This window comes from Lachnoclostridium sp. Marseille-P6806, assembly GCF_900625025.1.
In the GTDB taxonomy this organism is placed as follows: Bacteria; Bacillota; Clostridia; order Lachnospirales; family Lachnospiraceae; genus CAG-791.
On sequence record NZ_LR130577.1, the window covers coordinates 130,148 to 146,986 of the forward strand.

20 protein-coding genes and 2 pseudogenes are annotated in these 16,839 nt (G+C 51.7%); 9 read left to right on the forward strand and 13 right to left on the reverse strand.

The genetic code is table 11. From position 1 onward, the window contains the following. Positions 1-8: 8 nt before the first annotated feature. Positions 9-794 (reverse strand): DUF134 domain-containing protein, encoded by a 786-nt coding sequence (locus tag E0E20_RS06160; RefSeq protein WP_130837336.1) that lies wholly within the window; start codon positions 792-794, stop codon positions 9-11. 238 nt (positions 795-1,032) lie between these two features. On the opposite strand from E0E20_RS06160, the pseudogene E0E20_RS06165 reads away from it, so the two are divergent. The 8 genes and pseudogenes from E0E20_RS06165 to E0E20_RS06190 all read left to right on the forward strand — a co-directional run bounded on the left by E0E20_RS06165 (position 1,033) and on the right by E0E20_RS06190 (position 6,146). After that, a pseudogene (locus E0E20_RS06165) lies at positions 1,033-1,772 on the forward strand (SDR family NAD(P)-dependent oxidoreductase). 730 nt (positions 1,773-2,502) lie between these two features. Further along, positions 2,503-2,625, forward strand: a complete 123-nt coding sequence (locus E0E20_RS14335) for a hypothetical protein (RefSeq protein WP_278045058.1) — start codon at positions 2,503-2,505, stop codon at positions 2,623-2,625. Continuing rightward, complete coding sequence (locus E0E20_RS06170) at positions 2,618-3,403, forward strand: phage tail protein (RefSeq protein WP_330508836.1); 786 nt, start codon at positions 2,618-2,620, stop codon at positions 3,401-3,403. The genes E0E20_RS14335 and E0E20_RS06170 overlap by 8 nt, the downstream gene beginning before the upstream one ends. 9 nt (positions 3,404-3,412) lie before the next feature. Next, complete coding sequence (locus E0E20_RS13890; protein WP_165444007.1) at positions 3,413-3,562, forward strand: hypothetical protein; 150 nt, start codon at positions 3,413-3,415, stop codon at positions 3,560-3,562. A gap of 67 nt (positions 3,563-3,629) precedes the next feature. Further along, the gene (locus E0E20_RS06175) at positions 3,630-4,283 is read left to right on the forward strand and encodes a TetR/AcrR family transcriptional regulator (protein WP_130837337.1); all 654 of its coding nucleotides are present in this window, start codon (positions 3,630-3,632) and stop codon (positions 4,281-4,283) included. Continuing rightward, positions 4,283-4,813 carry an SRPBCC family protein gene (locus E0E20_RS06180; protein ID WP_130837338.1) on the forward strand — a complete coding sequence of 177 codons (531 nt, stop codon included), beginning with the start codon at positions 4,283-4,285 and terminating at the stop codon, positions 4,811-4,813. Before E0E20_RS06175 ends, E0E20_RS06180 begins: the two co-directional genes overlap by 1 nt. 1 nt (position 4,814) lies before the next feature. Continuing rightward, positions 4,815-5,621: a class I SAM-dependent methyltransferase gene (locus tag E0E20_RS06185; protein WP_130837339.1), complete on the forward strand. Its 807-nt coding sequence runs from the start codon at positions 4,815-4,817 to the stop codon at positions 5,619-5,621. Positions 5,622-5,639: 18 nt separating this feature from the next. After that, complete coding sequence (locus tag E0E20_RS06190; RefSeq protein WP_330508838.1) at positions 5,640-6,146, forward strand: class I SAM-dependent methyltransferase; 507 nt, start codon at positions 5,640-5,642, stop codon at positions 6,144-6,146. Positions 6,147-6,615: 469 nt separating this feature from the next. Here the strand turns inward: E0E20_RS06190 and E0E20_RS14575 are convergent. The 8 genes and pseudogenes from E0E20_RS14575 to E0E20_RS06230 form a co-directional block, all read right to left on the reverse strand. Further along, positions 6,616-7,228, reverse strand: a pseudogene (locus E0E20_RS14575) (cupin domain-containing protein). 14 nt (positions 7,229-7,242) lie between these two features. Next, positions 7,243-8,124, reverse strand: a complete 882-nt coding sequence (locus E0E20_RS06200) for an aldo/keto reductase (RefSeq protein ID WP_330508860.1) — start codon at positions 8,122-8,124, stop codon at positions 7,243-7,245. A 19-nt stretch (positions 8,125-8,143) separates the two neighbouring features. Then, the gene (locus E0E20_RS06205; protein ID WP_130837341.1) at positions 8,144-8,632 is read right to left on the reverse strand and encodes a flavodoxin; all 489 of its coding nucleotides are present in this window, start codon (positions 8,630-8,632) and stop codon (positions 8,144-8,146) included. Positions 8,633-9,268: 636 nt separating this feature from the next. Beyond that, positions 9,269-10,012, reverse strand: a complete 744-nt coding sequence (locus E0E20_RS06215) for an alpha/beta fold hydrolase (protein WP_130837343.1) — start codon at positions 10,010-10,012, stop codon at positions 9,269-9,271. Beyond that, the gene (locus E0E20_RS06220; RefSeq protein WP_130837344.1) at positions 10,009-10,665 is read right to left on the reverse strand and encodes an L-2-amino-thiazoline-4-carboxylic acid hydrolase; all 657 of its coding nucleotides are present in this window, start codon (positions 10,663-10,665) and stop codon (positions 10,009-10,011) included. Before E0E20_RS06220 ends, E0E20_RS06215 begins: the two co-directional genes overlap by 4 nt. 113 nt (positions 10,666-10,778) lie before the next feature. After that, entirely contained in the window at positions 10,779-11,543 is a 765-nt protein-coding gene (locus tag E0E20_RS06225) for a type I restriction enzyme HsdR N-terminal domain-containing protein (protein WP_130837345.1), read from the reverse strand. Further along, positions 11,536-11,697, reverse strand: a complete 162-nt coding sequence (locus E0E20_RS13895; protein ID WP_165444008.1) for a hypothetical protein — start codon at positions 11,695-11,697, stop codon at positions 11,536-11,538. Before E0E20_RS13895 ends, E0E20_RS06225 begins: the two co-directional genes overlap by 8 nt. A 110-nt stretch (positions 11,698-11,807) precedes the next feature. Beyond that, positions 11,808-12,239 (reverse strand): sensor histidine kinase, encoded by a 432-nt coding sequence (locus tag E0E20_RS06230; RefSeq protein ID WP_130837346.1) that lies wholly within the window; start codon positions 12,237-12,239, stop codon positions 11,808-11,810. A gap of 11 nt (positions 12,240-12,250) precedes the next feature. On the opposite strand from E0E20_RS06230, the gene E0E20_RS06235 reads away from it, so the two are divergent. Further along, complete coding sequence (locus tag E0E20_RS06235; protein ID WP_130837347.1) at positions 12,251-12,604, forward strand: hypothetical protein; 354 nt, start codon at positions 12,251-12,253, stop codon at positions 12,602-12,604. Positions 12,605-12,672: 68 nt separating this feature from the next. Here the strand turns inward: E0E20_RS06235 and E0E20_RS06240 are convergent, their stop codons facing one another. The 4 genes from E0E20_RS06240 to E0E20_RS06255 all read right to left on the reverse strand — a co-directional run bounded on the left by E0E20_RS06240 (position 12,673) and on the right by E0E20_RS06255 (position 16,829). Further along, positions 12,673-13,989: a nucleotide sugar dehydrogenase gene (locus E0E20_RS06240; protein WP_130837463.1), complete on the reverse strand. Its 1,317-nt coding sequence runs from the start codon at positions 13,987-13,989 to the stop codon at positions 12,673-12,675. A 45-nt stretch (positions 13,990-14,034) separates the two neighbouring features. Next, entirely contained in the window at positions 14,035-15,120 is a 1,086-nt protein-coding gene (locus E0E20_RS06245) for a glycosyltransferase family 4 protein (protein WP_130837348.1), read from the reverse strand. Positions 15,121-15,217: 97 nt separating this feature from the next. Beyond that, positions 15,218-16,195 (reverse strand): ATP-grasp domain-containing protein, encoded by a 978-nt coding sequence (locus E0E20_RS06250; protein WP_130837349.1) that lies wholly within the window; start codon positions 16,193-16,195, stop codon positions 15,218-15,220. Beyond that, the gene (locus tag E0E20_RS06255; protein ID WP_130837350.1) at positions 16,152-16,829 is read right to left on the reverse strand and encodes a sugar transferase; all 678 of its coding nucleotides are present in this window, start codon (positions 16,827-16,829) and stop codon (positions 16,152-16,154) included. Before E0E20_RS06255 ends, E0E20_RS06250 begins: the two co-directional genes overlap by 44 nt. Positions 16,830-16,839 lie beyond the last annotated feature (10 nt).

Sequence of the window (16,839 nt, forward strand, 5' to 3'; positions counted from 1 at the left end):
ATACTGTCTCATCCGTAACAGCAGGCATGTCCTCCCTCACCGTGTCCGTGATCGCCACAGCCGCCGTCTCCATGATCGTGATGATCGCAGCGGATATCCTCCTGATACGACAGATTCCCTTTCAGAAAAGCATCGACCGCCGCATCCGCATTCCCGCTGCAGCCGCCGAAGAGACGGATCCCCGCCTCCGCCAGCGCCGCCTGCGCGCCCCCGCCGATGCCTCCGCAGATCAGGACGTCCGCACGCAGCTTCTTCAAAACGCCGGCCAGCGCGCCGTGTCCCTGTCCGTCGGTACTCACCACATCGCTTTTCTTTACCGTATTGTCCTCAATTTCATAGAGCTTGAAATACTCCGTCTTTCCGAAATGTTGAAAAATTTCTTCCTTTTCTCTGTCATAGCTTACTGCAATCACCATTTTTCCGTTCTCCTTATTATTGTTCTGCATGACCATGGAAATCCCGCCGGTCCGATTCCGCGCAGGGCTCCCCGCAGGGCTTTCGCCGTCGTACACAAAGCAGTCGCCATCCTCAATCCGGAGAGAGGAGCCGCGTACCAATGCCTCCGCGAGCTTTTTTCTCGCACCGTCATAGATACTCTGTACGCTCGCGCGGGACAGCCCCATACGCGCTGCACATGAGGCCTGATCGCAGTTTTCCAGATCGATCAGACGGATCGTCTCATACTCATCCAGCGTAAGCACGACAGTCGGCTGCCTGCTGTGACCGTCCTGCGGGCAAAAGCAGCGGCAGACAGGCTCCCGCTCGATCCACCGGGTTCGCTTTGGTCTTGGCATCTCTCGCTCCCACCGTTCCTTTGTTTCTGGCATATGCTAGTTATGATCATAACACGTTTCGACGGAGAAGTCAATTCTGCTTTTCTGTGCTTTTGAGCCGCGGCGGTCTGCATTATGATATGATACAGGCATGGAAAGTCTCGAAGCCGGCCGTGCCTGCGCAAAGAGACTTTTCGCATACAGATCATGGAGCAGGTACTGTTAAGCCATGGGAAACTACAATGAGAAAGGAGTCAGCATGAAACTGGAAAACAAAGTGGCAATCGTTACAGGGTCTACCTCAGGGATGGGGCGCGCGACGGCTGTGCTTTTCGCACGGGAAGGCGCCAGAGTCGTCGTCACGGGCAGAAATGAAGAGCGCGCCAAGGCTGTCGTTGATAAGATCAGAGCTGAGGGGAAAGAGGCATTTTACGTTCTGGGAGATGCTGCCGACCTGAATTTCTGCAAAGAGATCGTAGACAAAACCATTGAAGCTTACGGCACCGTTGACATCCTCGTAAACAACGCCGGGATGCTGAGCATGTCCCCCTTCAGGATGTGACGCTGGAGGAATGGGACAGAGTATTCCGGGTCAATGTGGACTCCGCCCTCAGGCTCTGCCAGCTCGTCGCCCCTGTCATGAAAGGCAAGGGCAAAGGCGTGATCGTCAACATTGCTTCTGTGGCATCCTATGCGGCACACCACGGATTTGCCGGATATATCTCATCCAAGCATGCTTTCGCAGGGCTTTCCAAGTCCATGGCATGGGAGCTCGGGCCTGAGATCAGGGTCAACGCGATCGCACCCGGCGCGATCCACACAGCGATGGTAGACAGTATCGGAGGTCCGTCGGTTCTTCAGGGCATGATCGACAGCTGCCCTATGAAGAGGATAGGACAGCCGGAGGACATCGCAACGGTCGCCCTCTTCCTCGCCACAGACGACTCCTCGTTCATCGACGGACAGATCATCAAGGTCGACGGCGGCTTTGAGTGCTGATTCTGCCTGAACGGCGCCGTATTTCGGATTTCACTGTTCATAGTAAGGGGGAGGGCTGTAAAAATTCCCCTGACGAAAAATCGCTCAAGCCTTATGACTTGGGCGATTTTAGGTATAATGAATTATACGACTAACTATTACAACTAATACTTTCCCAATCCGCCGTACTATAGAAAACGGCGAAATTGACTCGTTTTAGTGTCTGAACGCTGCGCGTTCGTGAGTAGTTCCAGATTCTATCCGCAAAGTTCCGCGACCGGTCAACACCATTGTCGAGGATAACGGCCGTGACGGACCAAACCGCTTCGCTGTCCGGGAACGGATCAGCACGAGGTACATCCCGGGAGGCAATCCGCAGCCCCGCAACGGGAAAGTCATCGGACATATCCGTGACGGAAAGTATGTCCCCAAACAGGGTTCTGTTGCTGCAAGCGTTCCGGACATGCTCTCCTATGGCGCATCGGCTTTTGTAAAGTCCGTGACCCGTGACATCCTGGACGATCTCCTGGAAGTGTACGCCATCAAGGATGCTTACACTATCATGGCGGCCGCGACTCTGAGGATCATCAAGCCTTCCATCGTGAACGGCAGGCTCACTTCAGAGTACAGCCGTACGTTTGTCTGCAAAGACTATCCCGGCATTGGAATGTCGCCGAATACGATATCCTCGTTCTTCCAGCACCTTGGCCAGGACAGGAAGAAACGCCGACTATTCTACCAGAAGCGAACCATGAGAGTCGTGGCAGATCACCACGTCGCGATCGACGGGATGCTCAAGCAGGACACCAGTACCGTCAATGATCTGTCAGCTTTCTCCTACAAAGCCCGGGTCAAGGGCTGCAAGGATGTATAAATCCGTAACCTCGTTCGTATTCAACGGCGTGAAGTCTGTTGTCAGCATCAATGACGGAAAAGAATATGTGGAGGACACCACTTATACAAGTGAAATAAGAGTTTCCACGCTCGACTGTTCGTCCTTTACAAATCCCTATCAGATGCTGGAATATGCCGAAATGCGCCTTGCCGATTACGCAAGCCCCCGTATTTCCTATGTGCTGAATGCCATGGATTTATCTTCCCTGACCGGGTATGAGCATGAACAGTGGAAACTCGGAGACATTGTTACCGTCAAGGACGATGAACTGAATCTCAGCATAAAAACCCGAATCGTCCGGCGCGAGTATAACCTCCGGGATCCGTGGAATACGATTCTGGAGCTTTCCACCACGCTCCGGGAACTTGGCGATTCTTCTTCCCAGTGGGATGCCGCCGCAGATACGCTTGCCGGAGCGGATTTTGTTGACAGTCCGGAAATGAAAGACCTTGTGCCATTCAATCATCTGCGCAACTCCAGAGCGGATTCCGGACTGAACTACTGGGAGAACTCCGGCTTTGAAGTTGACGCCGAAAACGGAGTCAGCGGCACAGCATCCTTCAAATGCGAAGGCTCGCTTAATACGACCAAAAGCCTGACACAGACGGTCACGCCAGCTAATCATGACAGCTACACTTTCTCCTGCCAGATCGCGTCCGAGGATTTGCAGAAAGGCGAAAGCGGGCAGGTCGGCATCGAGGTGGTTTTCGAGTATGAGGATGGCACGACAGAGACGCGGTTCATTGACCTTTTGTGAGGTGATGAGATGGCAAGTTTTACGCATACCGTGCAGGCGGTCAATCCGCAGAGCGAACGGATTAAGCACATCAAGATCAGTGTCTGCGTGACGGACTGCACAGGAACGATATACATCATCAAGATTATTTTTAGTCGCAACGCCGAGATATACCAATGACAATTGACAAATCAGTTAGGCAAGACTAAGATATTTATAGAGCTATATTCTATTTTTGGAGATGTCTATGAGAACGAAGAAAGATCCGGAAATCAGGCAGGAAGCCTTTATCAAGGTAGCTACTGAGCTCTTCATGGAGAAAGGCTATGAGGCTGTGTCCGTCCGTGATGTGCTGGATACCGTAGGCAATAAATCTTCCTCTCCAAGCGTGTTCTACTACTATTTCAAGTCAAAGAATGAGCTATATCACGCCTGCTCCAGAGCACTGGCAGAAAACTATATAGCAAGCCTCTCGGAGGCTTATGCAGCGGAAGGAAAGTCTATCGAGGAACAGACGCTCCTGCTTGTCGGCTGCATTGACGCCTACATCGAGCACGAGAGGAAGATGCTCATGACGGGAAAATCCACTCCGAACCGCCTGTTTATTCTGGATATGCGGCAGCAGCTAACTGAGCGAATCGCTGCACTGTGGTCAAGATTTCTGACTGACGAAGCAGGCTTCTTACCTACCGATGCAAAACGAATGGCACAGTTCCTTACGGGCGGCATCGGGGAGATGCTGTATGTATTTATGCAGGACGGCGCACATGATCCGGACGACGCACTGCGACTGACAGAGGATATTGCCCTGCTTGTGATGAACACGATCGGTATTGCGGATGAAAAGAAGACCGCCATGATGGATGTCCTGAAAACATATCATGAAAGAAGGAAAGCATAATGGTCACCCTTAAGGAAGAAGTCGATATCCCCGCTCCGTTCGAGAGACTTGACAGATGGGTGGATAACTTTGAGGAGGAGTTTGTCAAATGGAGCCCTTTCCATCTGGAATGCAATCTCTACAACGGTTCAGTTAAACCCGGGGACAAGGTGCGGTTTTATGAGATTGTCATGGGCATGGATTATGACGTTACCGGAACGATAATCGAATCCGAGCGTGACGCAGACCATTTTCTCATAAAATTTGAAAGCGACGCGAAAACGGCAATGATCACGTTCGAGGGGAAACGCACGCAGAAAGGGTGTCGCTTCTCTCATACCGAGATGTTTGGAATGCAGGCTCCCATCATCGGACTGATTATGAACTTCCTGATCTTCAAGGTCTTTTACCGAAAAAAAGCGAACTGGCAGCTCATCAGGGATGACATGATTCTGGATAACAAGCTGCTCTCCGATATTCTGACCGAAGGCAAATACCCAGAAAGGATGCCGGTGGAGGAACTAAAAAAGGTAATTAGAAAGGACAATTAAAATGGCTGAATTAGGAACCGTAGAGGACACCTTGTTTGTCCCCATGCTCGGCAGGATCTATGCCAGCGAAAACTGCAAAAACGTTCTGTACGATGAAAAGGCCCTCTCTCTCAAGGATAAGCTTCCAGAGCATCTCGCAGGTCAGGACACGCAGACGGAATATACGCTGATCGCTTCTGCATCACGTTCCGCAAACATGGACAGATATATCCGCAATTTCCTGAAGCGCAGGACGGATGGCGCGATTGTCCAGCTCGGATGCGGGCTGGAGACAACCTTTTTCCGAGACGGCAATGGGAGGACAATGTGGTACGGCATTGATCTCCCCGATGTGATCGAATATCGCAGGATTCTCCTTCCTGAATCGGAACACGAAAAATATATAGCGGGAGACGCTTTCAGCGATGAATGGATAAGACAGGTACGCAGTGAACAGCCGGACGCACCTCTACTCGTTACTGCCAGCGGCCTGTTCTACTATTTTGAAGAGGACAAGGTTCTCGAACTATTCAAAATGCTGCAAGGTTACGGCTATATCGAAGTCGTCTTCGACACTGTGAACAAGAGCGGCATGACCGCGATACGAAAAAAATGGATAAAGATGGTTGGCCATGAGGATGCGAAAATGTTCTTTTATGTCGATTCAGCCGCAGAGCTTGTCGCAAAAATCGGTGGGAACGCCAAGGTCTTCGCGGAAGAAAAATATTACAACCACATTGACAGATCCGGACTCAAATTCGGTACGCGCTTCAATATGTGGGGTTCCGACCTACTGAATATGGTGAAGATGATTCATCTGGCGCTTTAAAATACAAATTTTTACCGCGTGAACAACGGTACTATCACTTGGTACAACCTGGATCTACCTGATGTCATAAAACTCAGAGATCAGATTTTTTCTGAAAGTGGGCGGGTTTCATCCATCGATGCCTCCGCTCTGGATCCTAACTGGTCAAAGAAAGTAAAAAGCCGGAACAACATCCTTTTTATTATAGAAGGACTGTCCATGTATCTTACTGCTGGAGAAAATGCCAGAATGCTTTCTATCATTCGTGAAAACTTTGATACGGCTACGGTCATAATGGAATGTATTGCGAAGATGTGGGTGAAACGAGAAAGGGTTGAAAAATCCATCCAGCAAACCGGAGCCAGATTTGTTTTCGGTGCGGACAGCTTTGCGGATATCAAAGACATCGCTCGAGGGTATCATAAGATTAAAGATGACAACATCCTGCGCGGCATGCGTGTTCTCACGCCTTCATTGAAACTTATTGATTGGCTCCCGATTGCAAGGAAAATCACACAGAAAATTCTTATTTTCGGTAAAGATTAAAGAAATCCACAGCTTATCAGCTTTCAGCGTCTCAGCAATGAGGCGCTTTTCTTTTGCCCTGACGGAGGTGACGAAGTGGCAATCGACAAATTAAAAGGATGTATATTATCTTGAATTCACTTTCCTTAAAAGGAATCAGATTCAGATTGCGTGCGCTTCTGGCGCCCATTAAAATTATGCTTGCGTGCAACTTATCATCAGGAACGAAATTTTTTTCTCACCGGATTTCTTCATTTTCCGCCTACAAATAACAAAGGCAACGATCAAGGCAATTATAGAGTATGCGATAAAAGAACCGGCGAACTGTCCGAGATATGTAACAACCATAAAATGTGCGTACCTTCCTCAATTTGCTTTTCATTTCATGCTGCCGTGGCAGCCAAGAGAGGTTTCTGCACATATTTGGGAAGCCAGCGGATGAAATCGTTCGTAAATACGGCGATCTGCTTTGGGAGACCAGACTCTCGTCTTATTTTAGATTGTTGTATTCTGCTCCATCCACAGATTCCAGCCATTCTGTCGACGTGTCTTCCCCGGATATTTCAATCGCCAAGTGGGAGAACCACGAATCCGGCGCAGCGCCATGCCAGTGCTTGGTATTGGCGGGGATATGAATGACTTTTCCCGGAAGCATCTCTATCGATTCTTTGTTCCATTCCTGATAATAGCCGCGTCCGCCGACACAGATTAACATCTGCCCGCCGCCATTCGTCGCCTTATGGATATGCCAGTGGTTTCGGCAGCCCGGCTCAAAGGTGACGTTATGGATCGGCACCTGACTATCGGAGACGACCGCAAGATAACTCTGCCCGTCAAAATACTGCGCGTAGGCATCGTTCGGCTCTCCCACAGGAAAGAAGATCGAATTCTGGTAGCGATCCTTGTCCGTCTGTCCCGCGCGAGCTGTCCGTGATGCCCTGCGCCATCAGCGCAACTACAGTAATGAGGCTTCTTGTTTTCAGGGGCAAATCTTCGTTGTTCCAGTTCTCACCGAAAAGAACATCATCGTTAAAATGAGCAAACTCCGGCGCGAATTCGCCGAGTGCGTTCCTGCCCGCTGTCTGTACAATTTTCTCAGCCATTCTGATGCCCTCCCTTACAGTTTTCCGCCGAACACCGGGAAGAATCCGTGCTCGCCGTAATCCCTGATATGTTCGATGTTTTTCAGCACATCCATGTCAGCGTCAGAAATTTCAAAGTCTATGTCGGCATTTGCTGCCATATGTTCCGGATTTGCCGTCTTCGGAAGCGTGATCATGTTCAGCTGGAGATCATAGCGAATGCAGAGCTGCGGAACGGAAACACCGTATTTCGACGCCATTTCTCGGATCTTCACATTTTTCAGTGCCTCGCCGTGAGCGACCGGAGAATATGCCTCCATCACGATACCCCTGCTCTGACAGTATTCGATCAACGCAAGCGGCGTGTTGGAAATATGGCACAGCACCTGATTGACCATCGGCTTTATCTCCGCATTTTCAAGCATGTTGCCGATATCCTCTTTCAGGAAGTTCGACACACCGATGGCACGGAGTTTACCCGACTTATATGCATCGGTCAAAGCTCTCCACGCTTCCAGATTGCCCTCAAAATAGCGGTCATCCGACTGATTGACTTCTTTCCATGGCTGCGGGCTGTGAATGATCATCATGTCGATATAATCAAGCCCCATTTTCTGAAGAGATTCCTCAATAGAAGCTGCCGTGGATTCATACGTTTTATGCTCCGCTGCGACTTTTGTTGTTACGAAAATCTGCTCCCGCGGGATGCCACAGGTACGGATGCCTTCGCCAACGCCGCGCTCGTTTCCATATGCCTGCGCCGTGTCAATATGGCGGTATCCGATTTTAATGGCGGCGCGGACAGCATCCGCAACCTTATCGTCATCAATAAGCCATGTCCCAAGCGCAAGCTGGGGAACAACGGCGTTCGTTGGAAAGTGTGATTGTTTTATGATACATACTGAAATCCTCCTGATTTAGTCGTTTGTGTGGACATCACATGCGGTCAGCATCATATTCGCTTGCCCATTTTTTCAGTTCATCTGCAGAAACACCGTTCGGAAAACGCTTTCCGGCCACAACCTTTGCGCCCGGCGCAAGCGCCTGCATATTCCTCCCGGAATCCCCAATGGGACTCATACCGGATGTAGCAAAGGGCACAATGGTTTTGCCGTGAAAGTCATAACTCTCTATAAAGGTGTCAATGATGGACGGCTCGCGGTACCACCATACGGGGAAACCAACGAATACTGTCGTGTATTGTTCCATGTCGCCCACCTTTGTGGAGATTGCCGGACGGCTGTTTCTGTCTTCCATCTCGATCGTGCTTCTGGACTTTTTATTTGTCCAGTCGAGATCCTCTTTTGTGTAGGGCGTCTCCGGCTTAATCTCAAACAGATCCGCCCCGATTGTTTCAGCCAGCTTCTCCGCCATCTTTGCGGTCACTCCACTCGCTGAAAAATACGCTACCAAAGCCTTACTCATGATCTTAACCTCCTATTTTCCTGCTTTATGGCATGCTTCAAAACGATTCCGAAGTTATCGTTCAAGCATTCTGAATTATGTCCGCAGGTTAAAAGATAATGGAGATGTCTCCGTGGAGCCAGATTCGGAGCATCCCAATCAGCACCAGGTGCGCTGGATAGTAAATATAGAAGAACCATTTCACCCCCTTCCAGTTTCCGCGCTTACCATTATACTTGGCAAGAAAAAAGGTATTTCCCGTCAATCAGGTAGACCATGTGTCCCCAGGTATGACCGGGCACAAGAATACAGTGGACCTCAATTCCTTCGATATGCAGAGTTTGTCCATCCTTCAGCAGAACTTTCTTATTGTCTATAGTTACCTGCGGAAGCTTGTACAGTCCCCACCAGACCTTCCGACGCCATTCTCCGGTAAGGTATTTGTTCTCGACCCCGCTGATATAGATGGTCGCATCGCGGAACAAACCGGGGCTGTCCAAAAGAATATGTTCGCGATATATTCCCTGACGCAGGCCACATGTTCATCGATCCATCCTGTGTTGAGTGGCGCCCAGAGTCCCATGCCACGCGTACCGCGGCTCATGACCTTTACCTGAAAATCGGTTGCTCTCTTTGACATTTTTCACCTCGCTTCTATCAGCTTTCCATGAATGAGATGAGCTCTTTCGCATATTCTTCGCTGTGCTCGTGCAGGAACTGTCCGTGTCCCATGTGCAGCTTCACCTCTTCGGTCATCTGCGGTAAGTACAGTTTTAACGTCTGGAAGCCTTTCACTGGCATGGTTTCATATTCACCGCACCAACAGGTGACCGGATTCTTATAGTTTCGGAGTGTTTCCGGAACGCGATAATCATCCAGCAGTTTGAGGCAGTTTTTTACGGTATTCTGCGATATTCCCGGATAAAACATCTCCAGCAGGCTGGTATTATCCCTCCCGAACATCCGACCCATCAACCATTTCGGAACCGATTTTCCTTTCTTGATTCTCTCGATTCCCTTGCAAAAAACGAAGGTGAGAGGCTTTAGAAAAGCCCCTATCCGGATGACAAACGCTGCGTCCAGAAGCGTGCGTTCTACCTCTATATTTCCACGCCCTATCAGTTCGACCGCCATAGTACCGCCCATGGAGAAGCCAATCAATCCATGGAGCTTGCCATCCAAATGATCTTTTATATATCCCTCGATGTCATCACAGCAATCCAGAATGGAAGTAAGGTCGCCGGGCATTCGCTCACTATGACCGTCAATTTCCGCCAAAATGACATGATACTCCTGCAGGTAAGGCAGAAGCGGGGCAAAGCACAACTCCGCCGTAGACGCCATTCCGTGGAGGAACAACAGACTTTTATTTTCCGGTGATCCGCAGGTCAGATAGTTCAATGTCTCTTCCGCTCCTCTGCTTTATTTATCTTCTTATATCCGCAGTCGCAGTAAGGGCCGCCGGACACAAGTGTATATTTCCGGACAAACTGGTATGTGCCGCTTGCCTCGCCCATGACGAAATCCAGATGGCACATCACCGGCGTGAGATCGTAAAAGCCATACTCCTTCATCAGCGTACAGATGCCGCAGGCGTAAAACCGATCCTCATAGCCGCTCCCGTCCTCGTAGGGCAGATAGTCCATATTCCATGAGTAAGGATTCCGATCTGCCGCCTTCAATGCGGAGGTATCCTTTGCCTCCTGAATATCTTTATCCGTGAACTTCTGCTTTCCCATCATACGGAAAAACCATCGGGTCGGCGGATTCATCATGGCGTTTGTATAAAATTCCGTGAGGCTTTCAATATCAGGTCTGGTGCTCATGGCCTGCAGAAAAGCTATCAGAAGCGCACAGTTTACAATATTCACATCGAACTGGTCGGATTTTTCAAACTCCGGTAGTTTCGCGATAATCTTTTTATAGTTTGGTTTCGCGGCTACCATTACTCTTTTTGCTTCGGAGGATGACAATCCAAGGTCGGAAACCAAATGCTTCCGAAATGATCTGCGGTACAACACCCACATTCCCCACGGAAGACCACCATATTTCATTTACCTGCCCCCAGTCTGAAAGCTGCAAAAATTCTAACTGAATGCTTCATTTGGCCTACCTCCGTCGTAACCTCTCAGGCCGACACCCCTTGCAAAACCGACACCCCTGAACTTCAAACGACACCCCTGAGAGAGCTATCGTTTAGCGACGTGAAGAACTCGCCACGCAAATTAGCGCCTACAATTTCTTCATAGGCTTTGCCTTTGATATCAATTCTAGTGTTCAGGAGGCTGTAACGTTGAAACTCGCTGACGATATACGCCAAGCTGCGCGGGCTGAGTTTGATTTCATCATTCGCGTCAAAAATCTTGCCGTGACGTTTCTTTACGCGCTCAAAGATTTTACCAATTCTGTTACGGACAGTGAGCTGACCGTCAGGATCGGAACGTTCATCAGATGTAGTATAAAACTCCAAGGGATTAGGGATATTGCGCTCGTCCTCAATCTTGCAGAAAATGACCTTGAGCAATTCAAAGAAAGCAGGCTGCTTCTGCAATCCATCATTCACATAGATGTGATTATGACAGGTCTTGAAAACAAACAGGAGATTATCGTCATAGGTATTTTTGAGGCTGGTTCTGCTGGGACGGTTGACTTCATCCAGATTGCCATCTGCCGAGGGAATGTCGTTATATTCCATGAAGGTGATATTCCCGGAAGCATCTACTTCTTTGCGGAAAACAAACTTCTGGATACTGTTTGTCCACATACCCCATTCACAGTTAGGGCATACTGACATATAGGACTGCAACTGAGCGATACCATCTTTGGCATTGCGTGCGTCAACGGTCTCTTTCTTGCACTCAATGATGATTTTTCCGTCGATATAGTCACAGATTTTACCATCGGGAATAACGATTATTTTTGTATCAGCCATTATGAGTTCCTCCATCCTTGCTCTTGGATTTTTCTTTCTTTTTAGCATTGCGTGTGGACAAGTACTCTTCAGCCGCTCGATTGAAAAAATCTGCAAAGCTACTCTTGTCATAAGCCAATGCCGCTTTTAGATCGGTGTGCAGTTCTTCTGGCATTCTGAACTGCACTTGTTTCGTTCGATCGCTCAATAAGCTGCACCATCCTTTCTGCTTGGCTAATGATATTATTCTATCAAGATATAATGATATCATTTTCACACGATTTGTCAATGTTTCCGGAGATTCATGATGTAATGAACATTGTATACAAAATGCGGATTGATCTGATTCTGCAAAAGCTTGTATTCCAGCTGCTTCTTCTGACTTTCCTCTTCTCTTGCCTGCTTCATGAGCGCATCAATATTAATGGCGAGAGAATTGATCGCCCTGCCCATACGGCCCACCTCGTCGTCGCCCTCGAGCGTGCGGTCCACCGAGAAGTCCCCGCCCGATATTCTTCCGAGCGCCTTGATGCTGCGCTGGATCGGCTTCGTCAGCCAGTTCGACAGGATCGACGTCAGGATATTTCTGTCATACACAAACAGCACCGACATGGGGTCAAAATTATAATCCTCGATCGTATCCGCAATCAGATCGGTTGAGATGCCGATATACTGCCAGCCGACTTTCTTAGTAAGAATCCAGAGAAATGGCCGCACGGATAATCTGGATGAGAATCGATATCTCTGATCGCGTTCCTCAGATCCTTATCCAGATTGACCGCCGGGTCATTTTCATAATCACGGATCAGCACTTTGGAAATGTTCCGGTTATAATAAACATCATTGGAAAGATTGATAAACTGATCCAGCAGGCGATTGATGTCGCAGATTATCCTCACTGCTCTTTTGAAGCTTCTTATATGTATGATTATCCCTTAATCCGGAAACCATGTGTGGCCCGCACGCGCCAAAAACGTGTAAATTTTTTCGATATCAATCACTATTTTAGGGAAAGCAGAGATTACCACGGCAGCCGGTCCTGTTATGGCCGCAAGCAAAAAACAGCAATGGGGAAGCCGTAAATCCATGCTCTCCATTGCTGTTTTCTCTGACGCTTTTATTTATATTTTTTCCATCTGCCGTCATGCCGTCACAGACGCCAGTAGCTCCATTCCGGCGCCGTGAACCGGTTTTTATCATAGAGGCCTTTCAGATCGACAAAGACCTTTGTCCTATGCTTTGCCGCAAAGAAGCCGGCGATGTCCTCCGGCGTGAACGCCTCGAATTCCCTGTGCTTCACAGCCATCAGCACGGCGTCCATCTCTTTCACCTCGCTCATCGGGGCAAACGTCACGCCGTACAGCTGCTCCGCCTCCGCGGCGTCTCCCTGCGGATCGACGATCATTGGCTCGATCCCGTACTCCCGGAGCTCCTTTACGATGTCAAAGACCTTGCTGTTGCGGGTATCCGGACAATTTTCCTTGAACGTAAAGCCCAGCACCGCAACACGGGCGTTCTTGACCTGCGTATCGTTCCGGATGAGGAGCTTCACGAGGCTTTCCGCCACATATTTCCCCATATCGTCATTGATGCGGCGGCCGCTCAGAATGATCTGGGAATGATAGCCGAACTGCTCCGCACGGTAGGTCAGATAATAGGGATCGATCCCGATGCAGTGACCTCCCACGAGCCCCGGCTGAAATTTCAGGAAATTCCACTTGGTTCCCGCCGCCTCGAGCACGCTTCTGGTATCGATCCCCATCTTATGAAAGATGATGGACAGCTCGTTCATGAACGCGATATTGATATCGCGCTGGCTGTTCTCAATGACCTTTGCCGCCTCCGCAACCTTGATGCTCTCGGCGCGGTGAACCCCCGCCTCGACGACCAGCTCGTACACCTTCGCCACCGTATCGAGCGTCTCTTCATCCATTCCGGAGACGATCTTCGTGATGGTCTCGAGCCGGTGCACCTTGTCGCCGGGATTGATCCGCTCCGGCGAATAACCGATTTTCCAGTCCACGCCGCATTTCAGACCCGATTCTTTCTCGATGATCGGAATGCAGGTTTCCTCCGTCACGCCCGGATAAACCGTAGATTCAAAAACGACAATCGTGCCGGGGGTGATGTTCTGCCCGACAAAGCGGCTGGCCCCCTCCACCGGCGACAGATCCGGCGTGTGATCGTCATTTACCGGCGTCGGCACCGCCACAATGATGAATTTTGCTTCGGCGAGCCTTGCTGGATCGGCCGTAAACTCGACCGTTGTGTTCCGGATCGCTTCATCCCCCACCTCGCGGGTCGGGTCTGTGCCATTCCGGTATTTCTCGATCTTTTCTTTATTAAAATCAAAGCCGATGACGCCTATTTTCTTCGCAAAGGCCACCGCAATCGGCATGCCCACATAGCCGAGACCGACCAGCGCCAGCTTCGCCTCACCGTCAAGCAGTCTCTCATAAATGTCCATTTTCATCTCCAACCTCCGCACTCCTGACATTATAGCATACCGCTTTCACGTCCGCAGTATCCTCTCCGCCTCTTCCATATAGGCCGCGGTGACGCGGCGGCGGTCAAACTCCCGCTCCATTTTCTCCCGGGCGCGGCGTCCCATCTCCGCTCTCCGCTCCCTGTCCAGCAGGAGGAAGCGGCGCAGCGCCTCCGTGAGCGATTCCGCGCTCTTCGGCCGGCAGCCGAAGCCCGTCCTGCCCTCCTCAAAGATTTCCCGGCAGCCGCTGATGTCCGACGCAATCACAGGCCGGCCGGACGCCGAGGCCTCCATCAGGACATTGGACATTCCCTCGTGGTACGTGGGAAGAACCACCGCCGAGCAGACATGATAAAAGCGGTTCACCCCGGTATGAAAGCCGAGCTGGCGGATGACGCCCGCGCGCTCCTTTTCATCCAACAGCGACTGATAGTCCTCATCGCAGTAGCCCAGAAGCTGAAACTCAACCGTCTCGCTGTGAAGCGCCTCCGCCGCCGCTAAATATTCCCCGATTCCCTTTTCCCGCATCATCCGGCCGACAAACAGAAAGCGGACGACGGCATCCTCCGGGTACGCCGCAAACGGATGCGCCGTAAGATCGACGCCCGAGCCGGACACCAGCCTTGTCCGGCCCCGGAGGAGGCCGAAGCGCCGGAACGTCTCCCGATTCTCTTCATTCTGAAAAAAAACGCAGTCTGCCCGGCGCATTCCCGCGCGGTACAGGCAGCAGACGAGCCGGCGCACCGCTCCCCCTTTCTGAAACGCGCTGCCGAGCCCCGTCACCGTCTGAATATAAGGAATCCCGGCTGCGGCACAGGCCATTCCGCCGTAGACATTCGGCTTGATGGTGTACGTGAGCACAAGATCCGGACGGAATGTTCGGAGGAGGCGCCGGTATTCCCGCAGGAGCCGGAAATCCTGCGCCGGATTCATGCCCCTCCGGTTGATTGGCGTAAGGACGACCTCGCAGCCCTCCGCCGCAAGGAGCTCTGTCTTGACCGTATCGGGAAGGGACACGATCACACGATGCTCCGCAAGGAGCGCCTGCACAAGTCCGTTCCGAAAATCATATAAGCCTGCCGAGGAATTCCCCAGAATCAACACCGTTCCCATGCGTTCTGCCCTGCCTCCCGGCCGCCGGCGCAGGCCGATAGCGCCGCCCGATACCGCCCCGCCGCGCTCTGCCGGAGCGCCCTGCCGGCGCTCTCTGTCACGCTTCTTCCACCCTGCGCACCGTGAGCTCAACATATTTCATCATGGCGATTCCCGCCTCGTATCCCTCGCTCTCCGGCGGGTTCTCCCGGCCCTCAAGGTTCGCGATATACAGAGAGGGCGTATCGACGCCGCACAGATAGGCGTGCGGATAGCCGCCTCCGTAGCGCGGATTGACCTCCGAAATATAATAGACGCCGTCCTGCGCAAACACATCGATGTCGATCTGTCCGCGGAAGCCCGCCCTCTCGGCAAAAGCACGAACAAGCGCGGCGAGACGGTCATCCCGCACGGAAACCGCCTTATCGGTCTCGCCCGCGCGCATTTTCAGCTTCTTTTTGATAAAGATGCTGACACAGCGCCCGCTCAGCATATCGACATACGCATCGACGCCGTACTCCTGCCCCGGCATATATTCCTGAATCAGCAGCTCCGGACAATGCGCCGCCGCAAACCGCAGCTCCTCCCGATTGTCGCAGCGGGAAATCAGCATGCTGGCGCTCCCGTTCTCCGGCTTGACAAAGGCCGGATACGCGGCCGTCCCCGACGCCGCGTCCCGCTCGAACTCTGCGACGCTCCGCCAGCATCTTGCCGTCGGAATCCCGTACTCCCGCAGCAGCTCATACATCCGGTACTTGTGAAAGCAGGTTTCCACCAGATCATAGTCCGAAATCATCGGCGTGCAGCCGAGCGCGCGAAACTCCTCCGCATGCGCCGCAAGGAGCGACAGCTCCGGATCAATGAGGGACAGCGCGCCGGTGATCTTCCACTTCCGGATGACGGCATAGATCCTCTCAAGGTAGTCCGTCGCGTCGATGCGGGGCACGATTTCCCACGCGTCTGCATCATAGAGCGCCGGCGCATAGGGGGAGCAGTCCGTCGCAACGACCTTGCCCCGCCCGCGCAGAGCCTCTTTATAGAACTGTACGATTTTATTGCGGGTTCCCGCACTCAGAATCAGAATGTTGACTGCCATGCTCCACCTCTGAAAGCCGTTTTCTGCGGATCTCGGCAAAATTTCCCTCCGCCGCATTCGTGTCCGCCGCCACCGTATCCGCATGCCCCAGCACGGTGCGGACCGTCATGGCGATCACCCGGCAGTCCATGCCGAAGCTGAGCCGTTCCACGTACTCCGCATCCAGCGCAAGGCGCATGTCCCAGTCGACCGCATTGCGTCCGCTCGCCTGCGCAAGCCCCGTGAGTCCCGGCCGCACAGTATGGCGGAGCCGCTCCCGCTCCGTATAATACGGAAGATACTCCGGCAGCAGCGGGCGGGGACCAATAAAGCTCATGTCCCCTCTCAATATATTGAAGAGCTCCGGCAGCTCGTCAAGGCTCGTTCTGCGCAGGAACAGCCCGAACGCGGTGAGGCGCTCTCGGTCCGGGAGAAGCGTTCCCTCCTCATCCCGCGCGTCGGTCATCGTCCGGAACTTGCAGATCGAAAAAATCCTTTCGTTCCGCCCGGGCCGTTGCTGCCGGAACAGCACCGGAGCCCCCAGCTTCACCCGCACAAGAACCGCAAGAATAAGATAGACCCACCAGAACAGAGCGAGAATCACCAGCGACAGCAGGATGTCCAGCAGCCGCTTGATACCGTTTCGATAAAGCATATATTCTCCC